Genomic DNA, 17,128 nt, shown 5'->3' with positions numbered 1-17,128 from the left:
TACAATCATACCACACAATTTATTTATTAAAAAGAAGTCATCACTTTCTTATGTACATTAGGACAAAAAAACCAACGGATATCCGCTGGTTTTTTTATCTCGGTTATTTCTCTTGTAGTAATTCTTTTACAATTGCATTGACTTGATTGCCGTCTGCTTTCCCTTTAACTGCGGGCATCACAGCTGACATGACTTTACCAAATTCTTTTGGTGAAGAAGCTCCAGTCTGATCAATTGCCGTCTGAACGATCTGACGAATTTCTTCTTCAGAAAGTTGCTTCGGCATATATTTTTCAACAATTGTGATTTCGATTTTTACTTTGTCAGCAAGATCATCACGTCCCGCTTTTTCAAACTCTGATAGAGAGTCTCTACGTTGTTTCATCTCACGAGATAAAACTGTCAACTCTTCTTCTCCGTCCAAATCACGGTTGGCTTTAATCTGCTCGTTTTGAATGGCTGCTTTTAACATGCGAAGTACAGATAACGTTTCTTTATCTTTAGACTTCATCGCTGTTTTGATATCGTCATTCAATGTTGTTAGTAATGACATACAACCAACTCCAATTCATCGAAACTAGAATTTTTTACGTTTTCTAGCTGCTTCAGATTTTTTCTTACGCTTTACACTTGGTTTTTCGTAGAATTCACGTTTACGAGATTCTTGTAAAGTACCCGCTTTTGAAACGGAACGTTTGAAGCGACGAAGAGCATCGTCAAGAGATTCGTTTTTACGAACGACAGTTTTTGACATGTTAATTCCCTCCCTCCGAGCTTAAAAAGTAACCGTTTTTTATATTTATGAATATTTAGTCATAAACAAAATACCGTTCTTTCTATATTATATCGAAAGGTTATTTTAACGTCAACCTTTACTCGTAAAAAATATAGGAAAAAGTAGCAAAATGATTATTTTTTTAAACACTTGCAGAATCGAACGCCTAATTCTTGAAACATCTCATCGACATTCTTCACAACGACCGAAAATTTCAAAGCGATGTCCTTCAATTTCACAGCCGCTCAATTGCTCTTTGAAGAAGTCCATTGGACACATATGGATCTCTTTCGTTTTTCCGCAAACTGTACAAATAAAATGATGATGATGACCAACTTCTTGACAACAATGGAAACGGAATTTTTTTTCTCCATTCAAATCAGTTGCTTCTAATAGATTCATCATTTCAAAGTCATGTAAGTTACGATAGATCGTATCATAACTTACCCCCTTATATTCTTTGTTCATGAATTCATAGACTTCTTTTGCTGTTATATATCGGTTGCGTCGGATCAGGTAGGTGATGATCGCTTCTCTCTTTTTTGTATATTTTAAACCATTTTCCTTCATGACCATTAACGATTGCTCGACTTTTGAATTTGACTGTGACATAACTTTTCCTCCAATCAATAAATCAGAATCATTACGAATAAGATTTATGAAGGTATGGTATAATAAAATTATCAAAAAAGCAAGAGAGGAATGCTACTATGACAAATGACGAACAAAAAAAATGCGTAACGATCTTTGTAATTTCTGATTCTGCAGGTGAGACTGCTTCCAAATTGGCAGCTGCATCAATGGCGCAATATCCTACTGTAGACTTTTCATTATTTAGACGAACTTTTGCAAAAGAAGAGGAAAAATTGAAAAAAGCCTTAGAAGATGCCAAGCGTGAAAACGCAATGGTTCTTCATACTATTGTTAATGATCGTCTTGTAAAAATTGCAAATGATTTTTTTGAAGAACACAATATGTACCACTTTGATATATTGACTCCTCCTGTCGCTGAGATCGAGCGCTTGACTGGAATTGCTCCAACACGTGAGCCAGGTGCTTTACACCATTTAAATGAGAATTATTTCAAGCGGATCGAAGCAATGGAATTTGCGGTAAAATACGATGATGGCAAAGACCCTCGCGGATTTTTGGAGGCTGATGTTCTTTTGTTAGGCGTCTCAAGAACCTCGAAAACACCACTTAGCCTTTTCTTAGCGAATAAGAATCTGAAAGTGGCAAATTTACCATTGATCCCTGAAGCACATTTACCGAAACAGCTTTGGGAAACGAACCCTAAAAAAATTGTCGGTCTAACGAATGATCCAGATATTTTAAATGGAATTCGGAAAGAACGGATGAGAACCTATGGCTTGCCGGCAGATACTTCTTATTCAGATATCGAAAAAATCAAAAAAGAGTTGACATTCGCCAACGATCTTTACAAAAAAATTGGTTGCGAAGTAATCAATGTAGCTTCTTTATCGATTGAGGAAACAGCTTCCATGATTTTAAATGCATTGAACTTAGAAGACCATAGCTATTACGCAACGGAATCACCAGAATAACAAAAAAAGACGCACGGATCGTAATGCTCCGTCGTCTTTTTTATTCTTAAAATACTTGAATGCCTTCTTGATCGATCGATAAGACATTGATCGATGCTGATATTGGTAGTTTTTCCAGTTCTCTGACCATTTGACTGGTCTTTTCTTCTGGAGATAAAATTAATACGGTTGGCCCAGCTCCACTTAAAAAAGCCCCATAAACACCGACCTCTTGGCCCAATGCACGTATTTTATCCAAATGAGGAACTAATTTACGACGATAAGCTTCATGCCACCGGTCTTCCTCCATCATCACTCCTGCCAATGGTAAATTACCATTTAAAATTGCTGCGATCATAACGTTGGCGATTGAGCTCGCCTTGACTGCTTCTTTATAAGGCATACTATCAGGAAGCACACTACGGCTTTCAGATGTCAATAAATGAACATCGGGGACATATGCAATAACGTCGCACAACGGAAAATGATGCTTAACATAATGAACATCTCCGTCCACATAGCTTGCAACCACAAAATCCCCGCAAATCGCAGGAGCAACGTTATCGGGATGTCCTTCGATCTCTGTTGCAATCTGTAGTTTGTCTTTTTGAGATAAGTTCAAATTACCTAAGCGATTTGCAAGTTCAATACCGGCAACGATCACACTTGAACTACTGCCTAATCCTCGAGCCAAAGGAATGTCCGAGGTCATTTTTAAAACTTTCGGCGCGAGTTTCGGTGCTAATTTCAGTGCCGTTTGAAGTAGTAAATTTGTTTTATCTGATGGAATATCAGCTCCTAAAGAATGAATAATCTGCCACTCATCCGCATTTTCCAAGACTTCAATACTCAGATATTGTGACAATGCAATACCACATGAGTCAAAACCTGGACCCAAATTTGCACTCGTAGCAGGAACTCTTATTTTCATAGTTCAGACACTCCATTACGTAGATGCATCCGCATCTCTTCTAAATCACTCATTTTAGAAATTTTCACATCTGTCGCATTGATTGCAGTATCAGGATCTTTAAGTCCATTCCCTGTGAAAACAGCAACCACTGTTTCACCTGCTTTGATTTTTCCATTTTTTACATGTTGAATAACGCCAGCAAGGGATGCTGCAGAACCTGGTTCAACAAAAACACCGTCTTGTGCAGCAACCTTACGATATGCATTCAAAATCTCTTCATCTGTGACTGCATCAATATGTCCATTCGACTCATCTCTGGCAGCTTCTGCCAACTTCCAGCTAGCAGGATTACCGATTCGAATCGCTGTAGCAATTGTTTCCGGCTGATCGATCGGCTCACCTTTTACGATCGCCGCTGCCCCTTCTGCTTCAAAGCCATGCATACGCGGTAAAAGTGTTCCTTTTACATCATGCCATTCTTTAAAACCTTTCCAGTAAGCAGAAATATTTCCGGCGTTTCCAACAGGAATCGCTAAAACATCCGGTGCTTTACCAAGCTGTTCACAGACTTCAAAGGCAGCAGTCTTTTGTCCTTCCAAACGGTATGGATTGACTGAATTCACTAATGCGACTGCTTCAGTTTTAGCAATATCACGAACTGCTTTAAGTGCTTCATCAAAATTTCCAGGAATAGAAATGATGTCTGCACCGTAAATAATCGCTTGTGCTAATTTCCCCATCGCGATTTTTCCATCTGGGATCACAACATAGGCTTTCACTCCTGCTCTTGTAGCATAAGCTGCTGCTGCCGCACTAGTATTTCCTGTTGAGGCGCAAACAATTGCTTTTGCGCCTTCTTCAACTGCCTTAGCAACTGCCATGACCATTCCGCGATCCTTAAATGAACCAGTCGGATTCAATCCTTCATACTTGCCATATAAATTGATTCCTAATTCCTTTGATAAATTGTGTAAAGGAATCAACGGAGTATTCCCTTCTGCTAATGAAATCATAGGTGTTTTATCTGTAATAGGTAAATATTCCTTATATTGTTTTAATAATCCTTCATACATGTTTCTAGTCCTCCAATACTTTAAATGTGTTTAAAAGTTCAAAATCATTCGTTGATTCGATTTCTTTGATGACTGCTTTCATTTGCGCCTTAGTGATCGTATGGGTAATTGCAACGATTCTAGCTCTTGTACCGTCTGATTTTTGCTGTACCAACTGATCAAAACTAACATTGGCATTGGTCATGATTTGAGTCAACTTCAAAATTTGACCATGTCTGTCCGGCACTCCTATAGAAAAATAGTATTTTCCTGAAGTATCCTGATCATCTGCTAATTTTGTGTCATGTTGATAGGCATTGAACATATGGCCTGTTGTCCCTAAACGAATGTTTTTAGCAATGGTGATGATATCACTGACAACACTAGTTGCAGTCGGTTTGGCACCTGCTCCTGGTCCATAATACATCGACTCGCCTACGCCTGAACTTTCAATAAAAACAGCATTAAACTCATTTCTCACAGAAGCAATTGGATGAGCTTTAGCCACTAACATCGGTCCAACTTCGACCGCAATACGACCAGACTGATTTTCTGAAGAACCAATTAGTTTTACTTCATACCCTAATTGAGCAGCCATTTCAACATCATCTAAAGATAATCCCCTAATGCCACGTGTATCTACTTGATCTAAACGTACATTCATGCCAAATGCAAATTGACTTAAAATAACCATCTTATACGCTGCATCGATCCCATCTACATCATTTGTTGGGTCCGATTCAGCAAAACCTAATTCTTGCGCCTCTTTTAAAGCCTGTTCATATGATTTTTTCTCTGAAACCATCTGGGTCAGCATATAATTCGTTGTCCCATTGACGATCCCTAAAACCTTTTGAATATTATCCGCTGCTAAGCTATTAGCGATCGTACGTAAAATAGGAATGCCGCCTGCAACACTTGCTTCATAATACAAGTCACAATGATTCTTTTGGGCTAAAGCCACCAATTCACTGCCGTGCTGTGCAAGTAGATCCTTATTAGCTGTAACAATATGTTTCCCTTTTTCAAGAGCTTGAGTAATGAAGGTTTTAGCCGGTTCTACTTTTCCGATCAATTCAATAACGATCTGGATGTCATCATCATTAAGAATATCGTCGATGTTTGTGGTCAGTTGAATATCAAACTTCTCTGCTTGACGTCTTTTTTCTTCCTCGTCACGCACAAGTGCTTTAGAAATGGCGATCTCCATCCCAGTCACTTGAGAAATCTTTTCTTGATGTTCTTTTAAAATCGTTGGTACACCAGAGCCAACTGTCCCTAACCCGAGTAAACCGATGTTCAATTTTTCCTTCATTTTTCTTCCTCCAACTGTAAAATTAGAAATATTTCATTTTCTTCTAATAAATCATGTTTCTAGTATAACGAACTGCCACAAAAAAAACTACCCTTTTCTTTGAATTTCCCTTAAGGATCCAAGAAAAGGTAAGTTATTGGTGTTTGATATGTTCAAATGTTTGATTCAAAATATCGATGACATGATGATCATCCAAGGTATAATAAATTGTTTTCCCTTGTCTTCTCGATCTCACAACATGTGTATCGCGTAAAAGTCTTAATTGATGAGACACGGCAGATTGTTCCATTGAGAGTTCTTCTCCAATTGAAGTCACATTTAATTCTCCCTGCTTCAACAGTAATAAAATACGTAATCTTGTCGGGTCACTCAATACTTTATAGAGCTGGCTAACTTTTTTTATTTCTTCTTCAGTCACTGTTGTGTCTCCTTTCGTGATTCAGTCTCGTTTATTATAACAAATATCTTTTCAAAAGAGGAACGTTTTTCTTTAATAATATGAAAAAACAACTGAAATCCTTTGAGAATTCCAGTTGCCGTTTTCTTACTGATTTGCTTGCTTGATCGCATCAATAACTGCGTATCTGAACCCATTTTTCTCTAAAGCGGCTACTCCCTTGATCGTGCTGCCGCCTGGTGAGGTCACACCATCTTTCAGCTCTCCAGGATGCTTTTTCGTTTCGATCGCTAGCTTGGCTGATCCTAGCATCATTTGAGCGACGACTTCATAGGCCAAATTGCGAGACATTCCTTCCATGACAGCTCCATCAGCCAAAGCTTCCATAAAGATATCTACAAAAGCTGGACTGCAACCAGCCACTGTACCAAAGGTTCCAAGAATCGATTCATTGACTTCTTCTACTTTTCCTAAAGAACTTAAGACACGAAGCGCCTCATCTTTGACTGCATTCGGCATTTCAGGATCAAAAGCGGCACCGATCATTCCTTCATTCACACTGACTGGTGTATTAGGAATCGCATGAACCACATAGATTTCATTTCCTAGTATTTCCTTTGCGTCTGCAACTGTATGACCTGTTGCAACAGAAATCAAAATGGTATTTTCTGACATGAATGAAGCAGCTTCCTTCAATATATCCAAAACGATCTTCGCTCCTGTAGCAATAAAAATCACTTGGCATTCTTTGAATGCTGAATAATCTTTGATTAGGTTAAAACCTAATTTTTGCTGAAGAACTTCAGCTGTACCGCTTGAACCGCCTTTAACATATAAATGTTCTGGTGCTACTATCTGAGCTTTCAATAATCCTTCGATCATCGCACTTCCCATATGTCCAGCTCCGATAAATCCAATATTCATCTCTTTCACTCCTATTCTTTTCGAAAAAAGGACTGAATCAACCTTTATCTCTAGTTTTTTCAGTCCTGATCATTTTATTCAGTTAATGCATTAACTGCCGCTTCAAAATCCAAAATCTTTTGATCTGCTTCTGCTTTAGACAAGGCTTTTGTCGCCAAGTAGAATTTGATTTTCGGTTCTGTTCCAGACGGTCGAATAGCGATCCAACTGCCATCCTCCAAGAAATACTTGAGCACATCTGACGGTGGTGTTGAAAGTTTTTCTTGTCTTCCATCTACAAATGTCCGGGTCAACGCTTTGAAGTCTTCTGTTTGAACAACATTGATCCCAGCAAAAGATGATGGCGCTTCATCACGGAATTTTTTCATCAAGGCCTGGATTTTAGCACTACCTTCAATCCCGCTCAAGGTCACAGAAATAGTTTTTTCTTCAAAATAGCCGTATTCTGCAAAAATATCCTGCAAGCCGTCATAAAGTGTTTTTCCTTGCTTCTTATAAAAAGCTGCAACTTCTGCCAGTAAAACGAGTGCTTGAATCGCATCTTTGTCGCGTACGAATGACTTGATCAAATAGCCATAACTTTCTTCAAAACCAAACATGAAGGTTTGGGAATGATCTTCCTCATATTGCTCGATTTTTTCCGCAATAAACTTGAATCCAGTCAGAACATCGACCATTTTTGTATTGTATTTTTCTGCGACTGCTGTTGCTAATTCACTGGATACGATCGATTTCAAGACGACCGCATTTTCAGGAAGCGTCCCTGCTTTTTGATGTGCATCCAAAATATACTGGATCATGATCGCGCCTAATTGGTTTCCAGTCAAGACTTGATAAGAACCATCCGGTAAGCGAACAGCTGCTCCTAAACGATCAGCATCAGGATCTGTTGCAATCAGCAGATCAGCATCTTCTTTTTCTCCCAAGCGAATAGCATACTCAAATGCTGAATGCTCCTCTGGATTAGGAGATTTAACTGTTGTAAAATCTGGATCAGCAATAGCTTGTTCAGGAACTAATATAAATTTTTCGAACCCTGCTTGTCTCAATGCCTTCTCACCTAGCATCGTACCTGTTCCATGAAGCGGTGTATAAACAAGCTTCAGTTCTTTGCCCATCTCGTCGATCAATGCTTGATCGATCGTTACGGCTTTGATTTCTTTCAAATAGGCATTGTCTACTTCATCACCAATGATCGTGATCAAGTCACTTGCCTTCGCTTCGTTCTCAGACAAGACTTCCACTTTTAAGGGATTTTCAACTTCACGAACATATCTTGTCAGAGCGTCTGCATCTGCCGGAGGCATTTGTCCACCGTCTGCTCCGTAAACTTTGTATCCATTATACGCAGCTGGATTATGAGACGCTGTGATCATGATTCCTGTAAAAGCATTCAAGTGTCGAACAGCAAAAGACAATTCTGGTGTTGGACGCAAACTTTCAAAGACAAATGCTGGAATATCATGCTTCGCCAATGTTTTAGCAGCTTCCATCGCAAATTCTGGTGACATGTGACGTGAATCATACGCAATTGCAACACCACGTCGCTTCGTCTCTGCATCTTGAGCATCCATAAAACGAGCCAAACCTTCTGTCGCTTGACGAATCGTAAAAATGTTCATACGGTTGATTCCCGCACCTAAAATTCCACGCATACCTGCCGTTCCAAACTCTAACGGCGCGTAAAAAGCATCTTCACACTTTTCAGGGTCTTCTTTTAAATCTTTTAGCTCTTTTTTTAAATTTTCTGGTATATTTTCTTCATTTATCCACTTTTCATAGACTTGTTCCCAAGACATGTTTAGCACCTCTTTTATCATTTGTGATCTTACCCATTAGTAAGTATACCATTCCATTGCGCTATAAGAAAGTAATGGCTCGCAAAAAGAACAACTGCTCTTATTTCAGTAAACCTTGCATCTTTAACAGTTGATCCGTAACCATCGTTGCATCAGCTGCAAAGTAATCCGCAAATTTTTGACTCCAGCGTTTCGTTTCTCTCGCTTCACCAAACAGTTCCATGGTTTGATCATATTGCTCGATCAGTTCATAAGTGTATGGTTGGTAATGTTCAAAATGTATAACTGCTGCTTGCGGTAGTCGAGGCTTTACCTTCATTTCGACGATCGGCTTTCCAATACTAAGACCAAACAACGGTACAGTCATTTCAGGAAGGTTTAATAATCGACTGATTTCTTTTCCATGCTTACGAATACTACCAACAACGACAGAACCTAAGTCCAAGCTTTCGGCCGCAATGACGGCATTTTCCAATGCCAAAGCCGCATCCGTTGTTGCGACTAACAAAGATTCAACACTCTCTTCTATTTGATACGCAGATTCATACGCAGCGCTAACCATTTTCGTCCGATAAAGATCTGCAACAAAAATCAAAAATACAGAACTTTTTAGTATCTGAGGATTCCCCGGATTCCATTCAACCAGCTGCTTTCTTATTTTTTTATCTTGAAGGACGATAATGCTGTAAAATTGACCATTCATCCAACTCGGCGCTTGACGTGCCGCATCCAAAATTTCCTGCAGCTCTTTTTTAGGCAGTACATACTCTTCATCAAAGTCCCGAAAACTACGACGATTTTTCAATAATTCTAACGTTTCATTCATAGTAAATCCCTCCGTTTTCTTCATTTTATCATAGTCTTGGGAAATCTAATCTAATTTTTTCGGTAATACGAGCAAGCTTTTCTTGAAACGCTGTAACATTTTGTTGACTGACTCTAGAAAAGTTGATACGAATACTATCACGCTTCTCACTGTAAAAAAAGCTAGGCGCAATCAGCAATCCTTCTTGCAAAAATATAGCCCAGTCTTTTTGACGTAATTCTCCATGCCGCCATTTAGCCCAGAGATAATAACCACCTTTTGGCTTTTCAGCTTCCCAATCAGACATTTGAGTGACAATGTCATAAACAGCTTGACCTCTTGCTTCAACCTCGTGTGTCAACGTAGCGATTTTTCTTGAATAGTCTTCATCTGTCAATGCTAAATTTGCTAAGACCTGTGGGAAGATACTCAACGAAAAATCCATCATCTTCCTTGCTTCTGCTATTTGTTGATTAACAGAGGCTGGAGCACTTAGCCACCCAATTTTGGTCGTTGACCCTAAAATTTTGGACAAGGAACCAATATAGAGCACATTTTCAGGATCTAGTTTTTTTAGCGGTGGAATTTCCTCACTTGGAATAAAATTTAATTTTGCGAAAACATCATCTTCTAAAATCGGGATCTGATATTCTTGACAAAGCTTGACTAAGCCCTCACGTCGTTTCATTGACATTGTTTTGCCTGTAGGATTTTGGAATGATGGATTGACCATGACCATTTTGATTCGATGCTGACGAATCGCTCTTTCCAATTCATCTAAACAGATCCCTTCCTGATTCATTTTCACTCCATATAAACGAATTCCAGCGGCCTGGAAAATAGGCAGTGCATAAAAAAAAGAGGGATCTTCAATGGCTACGCTGTCTCCTGGCGATAATAAAACCTGCAAAATCAAAAATAGTGCTTGCTGTGCACCAGAGGTAATCAAAATACTTTCAGCCGGCAAGCTAAAACGATATTCCTTCTCCATCTCTCGACTTAATGATGTTCTTAATGGCAAATAGCCTAAATCATCCTGCTGCTCCTCTTCTAAAAAATGCTTCCATGTAAGCGGAGGAAAAGCAAAGCTGGGAATCAAATCCAACGGCAACTCACCTGTATAAAGATCCAGTATATTTTCTTTTGAAGATCGAATAAGCTCTTCGATCTGCTCGACAAAGGGATCAACTTTTGCAAAAGCATTTTGTTCCAGATAATTACGCCAATTCGTTCTTGGAGCAGTAGTGATTCCCCATTTCCCTTCATTGACGATCGTCCCGCTTCCTTGTTTTCTTATGATCCAGCCTAAAGCTACTAGCTCATCTAATGCATGAACGACTGTTGAACGATTCACGTTGAATAAATCAGCCAATTTTCTTTCCGAAGGTAAACGTTCCCCTGGAAGGAGGTCACCATTTTTTATGTATGATAGAATCAGATCGATAATGCTGATATAAATAGGAACATTCTTTTCTTTTCTTAACGTCCACATGCTTATTCTCTCCTTTTTTGACGATCACTATTTGAATTTTTTTGTCTTTTACCGCTGAAGACCAGATAACATTTCTTTTATCTGTAAATATTTAGTTATCATACTTCTCGTCTTTCTCATTTATATTACCCGGTATTTGATCATTCCATGATTTTTGGTGTTTGAAAAGGTCGTGGCTCTCTTTAGTTGGAGTGTACTTCTCAAAAATCAATTCATTTCGTTTTTTGTGTTTTTTACCAAAGTTACAACTCTTCCTTTGGTCACCTTGTACTGCTCAACATCAATTCTCTTCGTTCTTTGTGTTTCTTACGAAGGTCACAACTCTCCCTTCGGTCGCCTTGTACTGTTCAACATCAATTCTCTTCGTTCTTTGTGTTTCTTACGAAGGTCACAACTCTCCCTTCGGTCGCCTTGTACTGTTCAACATCAATTCTCTTCGTTCTTTGTGTTTCACAGTAATTGGATGACCTGAAAATAACCCAATTGGCTGTTTTTGTCAACTTTGATTTGTTTTACAATACAGATGTTAAATCAAAAAGTGAATAGAGGTTAGAAGATGATAAAAAAAGTATTGACTGTTGCCGGTTCTGATTCTAGCGGTGGTGCTGGGATTCAGGCGGATTTAAAAACATTTGAAGAGTATGGCACATTTGGTTTTTCTGCTTTGACAAGTATTGTGACAATGGATCCTGATGAGGGTTGGAGTCATTTAGTTACACCTATAGAACCTGATTTAGTTGAAAGACAGCTTAAAACGATTTTTGCAGGGGCACCACTTGATGCAATGAAAACCGGAATGCTGGGAACGATCGAAGCAATCGAAATTACTCGAAAGTATATTGATAATTTTTCAATGGAAAATATCGTTATCGATCCAGTAATGGCTTGTAAAGGAACAAGCGAGTTGCTACAGCCGGAAAATGTAGCTGCTATGGCTCGTTTACTTTTGCCTAAAGCAACTATCACTACACCTAATTTAGTAGAAGCTGGGATTCTTTCCGAAATGGGAGATCTGACTTCTGTTGAACAAATGAAAGAAGCAGCAAAAAAGATTCTAAACTTAGGACCTAAAAATGTTGTTATCAAAGGCGGACACCGTTTGAATATAGATAAAGCGATCGATTTGTTTTACGATGGCTCTGAGTTCACAATATTTGAAGAAGAACTTTTTGCCACTGATTTTAACCACGGCGCAGGCTGTACATTTGCTGCGGCTGTTACAGCTGGTCTTGCAAAAGGTTATTCTGTAGAAAAATCAGTTGCTTTAGCGAAAAAATTTGTAGCGGCTGCTATTAAAAATGGACAAAAAATCAATCCTTTCCTTGGTCATGTTTGGCACGGTGCTTATAACCATGCAGAAGACCGGATGAATGAAAAGTAGCAAAGGGAGACTTGTGATGACAAAACAACATTCAACGACCTCTATCGTTTTGATAGGTTTATTTACCGCTCTAACTGTCTTAGGTACGATGCTGAAAATTCCCTTGCCTACAGGGGCATTCGTTCATTTAGGCAACACTGTCTTACTATTGGCCGTTCTGTTGATCGGCTATAAAAAAGGTGCTTTAGCTGGCGGCTTAGGCTTTGCTATTTTTGATTTACTGAATGGCTTTGCTGCCGAAGCTCCCTATTTTATCTTAGAAAGCTTCATCGTTGGAGGAGCAGCTGCATTGATGATTCTTTTTTTCAAGCAAAACGTAGATACGATCAGTAAAATCATCGTAATTGCTAGCGTGACTGGTCTTGCTAAAATCATTATGACCCAACTAAAAAATACAGTGATGGGTCTGATGGCAGGAGCAAACTTTAATGTAGCTTTTGCCAGTGCTCTGTCCAAACTGCCAGCTACTTTAGTAAATGTCGCAACAACAATCATTATCGTAACGCTTGTTTACTTTCCATTAAAAAAAGCCATGTCGGCTATTTTTTCAAAGCAATCATTTTAGCTATTTAAAAGAAGTTGAACAGTAGTATTCAATTTCGAGAAAAAAGGGACGGTGTCATAACTCATAAAGTTATGACACCGTCCCTTTAACTTTTTATTCCTCACCGAAAATACTCTCCAAAATCCAAAAGAGTATCCCCGCTACTGGGAAAATTGTCCAAGCAGTTCCCCAATTTCCTAAGAAAAATCCTTGGAAAAAGAAAATTCCTGTTACGATAGGCCAATAAATTTTCTCTATGGTTTGCAGCCAACTTGGCATTTTTTTGTTTCGTTCCGCAGTGGCTTTAGGTCCTGGTTTATCCTCATCAGAAACAAAATAGGTCTGATCGATCATCTTAGTAAAACTGCCCATGATCACACCGCCAAAAATAAGAAAGAAAACACCAAAGGAAGCAATCGCGAACATACCGCCGACACCGATAAATTCATTTGCCTCTGAAAAATCAGTCAAAGACAGAAAGACAATCGGAATGATCGATAAAATACACAAGGAAACACCAATCACAATACAAAAAACAAATGAACGCTGAAACTGCTCTTTTCGTTTCTTCACTGCATTTTTAACTTGTAAAGAAATAAATCGATCATCCAGCTTCTTATTTGAATTCGTCATACTTGTTCCTGCGATAATAAATAACGGTACACCAATGGCTGCCCCAACGAATAGAAACAACAGACCAAATCCCATACTTTCTGTACTTTCTGTTATTCCAGCCGAAGCAAAACAAAGTGCCGCTCCCAGCATGATCAACATAACACCTATGCCGATCAACGTCGCTCCTCTGTGTCTGACGCTCAAGAAATCATTCGCTTCTTCAAGAGTGATTTCATCGATTTCATAGCCTTTTTCATCAATGTATTCTTGCTTGATATTCATTTCATCCAGCAACTCATCAATTGAACCAAATCCGGCAATCACACTGCCAATGGCTTCGTTTTCAGATTTCCCCTGACTTTTTAAATCTTCATAGCGATCCTCAGCATTCGCCAACAAATCCTCTTTCAATTGTTTCGTTTGGCTTGTTTCAACTACTCCAAGAAATAAGCTGTCGATATAGTCTTTGATTGTTTTCATTATTTTTCCTCCTTAGGTCATCTCGCTTAGTCGATAAAACGTTCGACAACTTTCTTAGTCAGCTGCCATTCCGCTATTTTTTCTGCTAAATATTCTTTTCCAGCTTGGGTGATTTTATAGTAAGTTCTCTTTTTCCCGTGAGTTACCTGTCCAGGAAATGATGTGATGAATCCATTTTTTTCCAGCCGATTGAATGCTGAATACAATGTTGTTTCTTTAATCGAATAGTTGTTATCGGAAATTTCAGTGATTCGCTTAGAGATAGCGTATCCGTAAGAATCGCCTTCTTGTAAAACAGATAAAATGAACGTATCGTTGTATCCTCTAATTGCGTCGCTGCCGATCATTCAATCACCTCCAAATTACTTCATCTAACGTACTACGTCTGTCGTTGTAATTATCATATCACTATTACTACGACAGGTAAAGTAAAATATGTAAAAAAATACTGAGAAAGAGCATATTCGCTTTTTCTCAGTATTTTTATCTAGCATCTGCTCTTTAAAAACGCAAAGTTCTTACGAGTAGATAGCTCTATTCTGTTTCTAAATAGTATCTCCATTAAAAATCGAATTCTTCACAATAACATAATCGACTTTACGAATCGCTTCAAGATCTCGACCGCCTGCATATGAAATCGAAGATTGTAAATCTTGCTGCATTTCAACTAACGTATCAACTAAGCTTCCTTTATGTTGAATCCAGATTTTTTTCCCTTCGACATTCTTTTTCTCGCCTTTTTGGAACTCTGATGCACTGCCAAAATATTCCTTATAAACGACACCATTCTCCACTTTTGTTTCTCCCGGAGATTCTTCATGTCCAGCAAATAATGAACCGATCATGACCATTGTCGCACCAAAACGAACTGATTTTGCAATATCTCCCGGCGTTCTGATCCCGCCATCCGCAATGATCGGTTTTCTAGCTGCTTTGGCACACCAACGTAATGCTGCTAATTGCCAGCCGCCAGTCCCAAAGCCTGTTTTGATTTTAGTAATACAGACTTTTCCTGGTCCGATTCCGACTTTTGTCGCATCTGCTCCAGCATTTTCCAACTCACGGACTGCTTCAGGTGTCCCTACGTTACCTGCAATTACAAAGGTCTTTGGTAAGTGCTTTTTTAAATGTTGAATCATATTGATCACCGTATTTGAATGACCATGAGCAATATCAATCGTTACATAATCCGGAACTAAGTTACGTTGAGCTAATTCTTCAACAAACTGGTATTCTCCTTCTTTCACGCCAACACTGATCGAAGTGATCAACCCTTTAGCTTGCATTCTCTCAATAAAAGGAATTCGTGCACTTTCATCAAAACGGTGCATGATATAAAAATAGTTATTTTCAGCTAAAAATTCTGCGATTTTGTCATCCACGATCGTTTGCATATTCGCCGGTACAACGGGCATTTTAAAGCTATGGTCTCCTAGCTTCACTGTTGTATCACATTCTGAGCGACTATCCACGATACATTTATTCGGGATCAACTGGACATCTTCGTAATCAAAAACTTTCATACTTTACTGCCTCCTAGCAAGTTCAATTAAAAATACGCAAAAACACGAACATTAGAATCCTTATCGTTCGTATTTCACAAGCGCCTATGCTAATTTACACTATAACCATTTGAAAGTCAAAGGTAAAAGACGAAAAATACAAAACAACTCATCGAATGTTCGTGTTTTATTCAATTATCTAATCAATTAAGCTGTGCTGCCTCACCAGAACCCATTTGTGTTATCTCTTCCGACTTTGCTGATTTTTCAGAAGGCAGTAACCGATTCAGGAGAATCGCTGCGATCGAAGCCGTTGCAACAGATGAACCGAATAAATATTGTAAAAATTGCGGTAATGATTGAATAAACTCTTCAGGAATCAAGGTCAATGCTAACGTTAAAATCATCGGAATCGCGATCACATACATTTCTTTTTCATTGATCTCCACTTCCTTGATCACTTTGATACCACTGATTGAAATAATCCCGCACACAATAACAAATACTCCACCAATGACAGGAGACGGAATAGACGAAATCAATGTAGATAGCTTTCCAGATAAACCAAAAACAACAAACCAAGCACCAGCAGCTACAAACACTTTTTTACTAGCTACGCCAGTAATTGAAATAATTCCAGCATTTGTTGAATATCCAGTAACGGGGGTCGTTCCCAGTAACGAAGCAATCAAACAACCGATCCCCTCACCAACAACTCCTCGATTGATATTTTCATCTGTCAATGGTTCTTCACAGACATTACTGACCGCAAACCACGTACCTGTCGTTTCAGCCATCAACACAACATAAATAATGACCATTGTTAAAATCGAAGATAAATCAAATGAAAAACTGAAATCAACAAAAGGCAAACTGGGAACGCTGATCAATGATGCTTTTGAAACTGCTGATAAATCTAATACACCCATCATTTCAGCTGCGAAAGAGCCAATGATCAATGCTAATATCACAGATGAGATTCGAAAAATCCTGCCTTTACCAGGAAAACGTGACCCAATCATAGCAAACAAAATAAGAGAAGCTGCTGCAATGATAGCCAATAATATATTTTGCCCTAAATCACCAGACGCGTTGAAAACATTGTCATTTAAAGCCACAGGCATCAAAGATAAGCCTACGATAAAAATGATCGTTCCTCCCACGATCGGCGGCACGAAAGCTTTGATCAAACGATTGAAAATGCCTGTAAGTCCTAAAATGATCACAAGTATTGCACCGATCAGACCAGCTCCCAAAACAGTTCCCCAGCCTTGACCATTTTGACTATTTGCAAAGTAAATGCCGGCTACCGCACCGATTGGGATAAAAGACGGCCCTTGCGCTACAGGTAATTTCATACAAAAATAAGATTGAATGATCGTTGCCAGTCCTGCTGCAATAAAGGTAGACTGAATCAATGCTGATGATTCTTTTGTAGTTAAACCAATAATTGAAGCAATAATAAATGGAACGACATAAACATCCATCGCTAACACATGCTGAATGCCCAAAAGCAAAGACTGCCCTATAGAAAGTTCATCATTCGGACCAACTGTCAATGCTGATTTTTTAGAGTGTGATTCTGACATC

General features: G+C 38.8%; 18 protein-coding genes. 3 read left to right on the top strand and 15 right to left on the bottom strand.

Annotated elements, in window-relative coordinates:
- Positions 1–103: 103 nt before the first annotated feature.
- The 3 genes from H3T55_RS06665 to H3T55_RS06655 form a co-directional block, all read right to left on the bottom strand.
- Complete coding sequence (locus H3T55_RS06665) at positions 104–553, bottom strand: GatB/YqeY domain-containing protein (protein WP_087640217.1); 450 nt, start codon at positions 551–553, stop codon at positions 104–106.
- Positions 554–577: 24 nt separating this feature from the next.
- Positions 578–754: a 30S ribosomal protein S21 gene (gene rpsU / locus H3T55_RS06660; RefSeq protein WP_002356740.1), complete on the bottom strand. Its 177-nt coding sequence runs from the start codon at positions 752–754 to the stop codon at positions 578–580.
- A 204-nt stretch (positions 755–958) separates the two neighbouring features.
- Complete coding sequence (locus tag H3T55_RS06655; protein WP_087640218.1) at positions 959–1,387, bottom strand: Fur family transcriptional regulator; 429 nt, start codon at positions 1,385–1,387, stop codon at positions 959–961.
- A 98-nt stretch (positions 1,388–1,485) separates the two neighbouring features.
- Here H3T55_RS06655 and H3T55_RS06650 point away from each other — a divergent pair, with 98 nt between their 5' ends.
- The gene (locus tag H3T55_RS06650; RefSeq protein ID WP_087640219.1) at positions 1,486–2,340 is read left to right on the top strand and encodes a pyruvate, water dikinase regulatory protein; all 855 of its coding nucleotides are present in this window, start codon (positions 1,486–1,488) and stop codon (positions 2,338–2,340) included.
- Between the two features lie 46 nt (positions 2,341–2,386).
- Here the strand turns inward: H3T55_RS06650 and thrB are convergent, their stop codons facing one another.
- The 8 genes from thrB to H3T55_RS06610 form a co-directional block, all read right to left on the bottom strand.
- The gene (gene thrB / locus H3T55_RS06645) at positions 2,387–3,250 is read right to left on the bottom strand and encodes a homoserine kinase (protein ID WP_225533867.1); all 864 of its coding nucleotides are present in this window, start codon (positions 3,248–3,250) and stop codon (positions 2,387–2,389) included.
- Entirely contained in the window at positions 3,247–4,305 is a 1,059-nt protein-coding gene (gene thrC, locus H3T55_RS06640) for a threonine synthase (protein WP_087640221.1), read from the bottom strand. The genes thrB and thrC overlap by 4 nt, the downstream gene beginning before the upstream one ends.
- 4 nt (positions 4,306–4,309) lie before the next feature.
- A complete protein-coding gene (locus H3T55_RS06635) occupies positions 4,310–5,599 on the bottom strand; it encodes a homoserine dehydrogenase (protein ID WP_225533866.1) in 1,290 nt (429 codons plus the stop codon).
- A gap of 133 nt (positions 5,600–5,732) precedes the next feature.
- Complete coding sequence (locus H3T55_RS06630; protein WP_225533865.1) at positions 5,733–6,017, bottom strand: ArsR/SmtB family transcription factor; 285 nt, start codon at positions 6,015–6,017, stop codon at positions 5,733–5,735.
- A 126-nt stretch (positions 6,018–6,143) separates the two neighbouring features.
- Positions 6,144–6,920: a pyrroline-5-carboxylate reductase gene (gene proC, locus H3T55_RS06625; protein ID WP_225533864.1), complete on the bottom strand. Its 777-nt coding sequence runs from the start codon at positions 6,918–6,920 to the stop codon at positions 6,144–6,146.
- A 74-nt stretch (positions 6,921–6,994) separates the two neighbouring features.
- Entirely contained in the window at positions 6,995–8,719 is a 1,725-nt protein-coding gene (locus tag H3T55_RS06620) for a phospho-sugar mutase (RefSeq protein ID WP_225533863.1), read from the bottom strand.
- 100 nt (positions 8,720–8,819) lie between these two features.
- Positions 8,820–9,545 (bottom strand): nitroreductase family protein, encoded by a 726-nt coding sequence (locus H3T55_RS06615; RefSeq protein WP_225533862.1) that lies wholly within the window; start codon positions 9,543–9,545, stop codon positions 8,820–8,822.
- Positions 9,546–9,573: 28 nt separating this feature from the next.
- Positions 9,574–11,016, bottom strand: a complete 1,443-nt coding sequence (locus H3T55_RS06610; RefSeq protein ID WP_225533861.1) for a PLP-dependent aminotransferase family protein — start codon at positions 11,014–11,016, stop codon at positions 9,574–9,576.
- 556 nt (positions 11,017–11,572) lie between these two features.
- Here H3T55_RS06610 and thiD point away from each other — a divergent pair.
- Positions 11,573–12,397: a bifunctional hydroxymethylpyrimidine kinase/phosphomethylpyrimidine kinase gene (gene thiD, locus H3T55_RS06605; protein ID WP_225533860.1), complete on the top strand. Its 825-nt coding sequence runs from the start codon at positions 11,573–11,575 to the stop codon at positions 12,395–12,397.
- A gap of 16 nt (positions 12,398–12,413) precedes the next feature.
- A complete protein-coding gene (locus H3T55_RS06600) occupies positions 12,414–12,962 on the top strand; it encodes an ECF transporter S component (protein ID WP_225533859.1) in 549 nt (182 codons plus the stop codon).
- Positions 12,963–13,055: 93 nt separating this feature from the next.
- On the opposite strand, the gene H3T55_RS06595 is transcribed toward H3T55_RS06600, so the two are convergent.
- The 4 genes from H3T55_RS06595 to H3T55_RS06580 all read right to left on the bottom strand — a co-directional run bounded on the left by H3T55_RS06595 (position 13,056) and on the right by H3T55_RS06580 (position 17,127).
- The gene (locus H3T55_RS06595) at positions 13,056–14,036 is read right to left on the bottom strand and encodes a permease prefix domain 1-containing protein (RefSeq protein ID WP_225533858.1); all 981 of its coding nucleotides are present in this window, start codon (positions 14,034–14,036) and stop codon (positions 13,056–13,058) included.
- A gap of 26 nt (positions 14,037–14,062) precedes the next feature.
- Complete coding sequence (locus tag H3T55_RS06590; protein WP_087640230.1) at positions 14,063–14,383, bottom strand: PadR family transcriptional regulator; 321 nt, start codon at positions 14,381–14,383, stop codon at positions 14,063–14,065.
- 198 nt (positions 14,384–14,581) lie between these two features.
- Positions 14,582–15,559 carry a GMP reductase gene (guaC, locus tag H3T55_RS06585; protein ID WP_225533857.1) on the bottom strand — a complete coding sequence of 326 codons (978 nt, stop codon included), beginning with the start codon at positions 15,557–15,559 and terminating at the stop codon, positions 14,582–14,584.
- Between the two features lie 182 nt (positions 15,560–15,741).
- The gene (locus H3T55_RS06580; RefSeq protein WP_225533856.1) at positions 15,742–17,127 is read right to left on the bottom strand and encodes a uracil-xanthine permease family protein; all 1,386 of its coding nucleotides are present in this window, start codon (positions 17,125–17,127) and stop codon (positions 15,742–15,744) included.
- Position 17,128: the final 1 nt, after the last annotated feature.

Origin of the sequence: Enterococcus sp. S22(2020), from assembly GCF_020295385.1 — a bacterium.
Taxonomy (GTDB): domain Bacteria; phylum Bacillota; class Bacilli; order Lactobacillales; family Enterococcaceae; genus Enterococcus_L; species Enterococcus_L dunnyi.
This window is presented reverse-complemented; position numbering and strand designations above follow the sequence as displayed.